At 74.5% G+C, this 1,371-nt stretch carries 2 protein-coding genes; one reads left to right on the top strand and one right to left on the bottom strand.

Going from position 1 to position 1,371, the window contains the following annotated elements; all coding sequences use genetic code 11:
- Positions 1–707 (bottom strand): DUF2797 domain-containing protein (locus U9R90_RS36255; protein WP_411061756.1); only part of this gene is annotated, 707 nt, incomplete at its 3' end.
- A 19-nt stretch (positions 708–726) separates the two neighbouring features.
- On the opposite strand from U9R90_RS36255, the gene U9R90_RS36250 reads away from it, so the two are divergent.
- Positions 727–1,317, top strand: a complete 591-nt coding sequence (locus U9R90_RS36250; RefSeq protein ID WP_411061754.1) for a putative glycolipid-binding domain-containing protein — start codon at positions 727–729, stop codon at positions 1,315–1,317.
- The last annotated feature ends 54 nt before the right edge of the window (positions 1,318–1,371 follow it).

The raw sequence follows: 1,371 nt of genomic DNA, 5'->3' as shown, positions 1-1,371 counted from the left end.
ACCACCCCACCGTCCACCAGCTCCCGCACCACCCCGGACGCGTCCCGCAGCCCATCGAGCCCGAACGCCGCCGCGTGATCGACAGCCTCGAACGGCGTCCGTTCCAACGACTCCGGCCAGCCCTCCAGCGCCACGGCCCGCTCATGGCAGGCCCGCAGCTCCGCCACCCGCTCCCGTACGGGCGGCAGCGCGGCCCGTATCTCCCGCTTACGCGCGTACGGAATCCGGTCCGGCACCCCCAGCGCGGCGCCCAGCAACTCCTCCGCCCGCCGCGCCGCCATCAGCGGCCCCCGCCCCAGCCAGGCGAACGCCACCGCGCCCTGCTCCAGCAGCCGGGCAGAGCCCCGCTCCACCGCCGTGATCCCCACTTTCACCAGCCCGGGCCCGAACCACGCCAGGTACACCCCGTACGGCCGCTGGTCCCCGGCATTCGTGTCGGCGGCCACGGAGTACGACCGGTCGATCCGGGCGCAGTCCGCGCACTGCGCCCGGGCGCCCCGCGCCGGAACCCCGGCCGCCACCGGACACGGCGTACGCCGCCCGCCCCGCCACACCCCAATGCAGCGCCGCTCGCCCCGCGCCGCGAACGCCACCACCTGCCCGTAGACCAGCGGGCTGTGCCGCTCCCCCCGCCCCTCTGCGTACCACTCAAGCCGGGGCCGTCCCTCGGCCGCCGACCACCGCATCCCCGTGCACCACCACGTCATACGTCCCAGGATGGTCCCTATGACTGACACTCGTGCCCTCACCCGACAGGTCACCTGGCAGGTCACCGCGACCGGCGGCTTCGAATCCGCCTGGATCAGCCGCCGGGGCCGCACCCTCAGCGCCCGCGGCCGGGTCTTCGCCGCGCTCCCCGAGCCGTACTGGATCTCGTACGAACTCCAGACCGGCGAGGACTTCACCACCCGCACCCTCACCGCCACCGCCGAGACCCCGCACCACACCCACCACCTCACCCTGGACCGCGCCCCCGACGGCACCTGGACGGCGGACGGCGAACCGCTCGGCTGGGCGGCCGACGCCCTGGACTGCGACCTCGGACTGTCCCCGCTCACCAACTCGATGCCGGTACTGCGCCACGGCCTGCACCACATCCCCGCCTCAGGCCCCGAGGAGCACACCTTCCTGATGGTCTGGGTCTCGGTCCCCCACCTGACGGTCCGCCCCTCGCGCCAGACCTACACCCACCTCGGCCCGGCCCCGGACGGCACCAGGGTGCGCTTCGCCTCGGGCGACTTCCGCAGCGACCTGGAGTTCGACGGGGACGGCCTGGTGGTCAGCTACCCGGGGCTGGCGTACCGCCTGTCCCTCTGACCACGCCCCCCTCAAACCAGTCGCCCGCGCCCCCCGCCCGTGCTCCAATGCGCC

Source organism: Streptomyces sp. E11-3 (genome assembly GCF_046540415.1).
Classification (GTDB): domain Bacteria; phylum Actinomycetota; class Actinomycetes; order Streptomycetales; family Streptomycetaceae; genus Streptomyces.
The sequence above is the reverse complement of the archived record's forward strand: the minus strand, read 5'-3'. Positions and strand labels throughout refer to the sequence as shown.

Bases quoted from the DNA above. Each gene is read 5' to 3' on its own strand.
- U9R90_RS36250 (WP_411061754.1), top strand. From the start codon at position 727: ATGACTGACACTCGTGCCCTCACCCGACAGGTCACCTGGCAGGTCACC.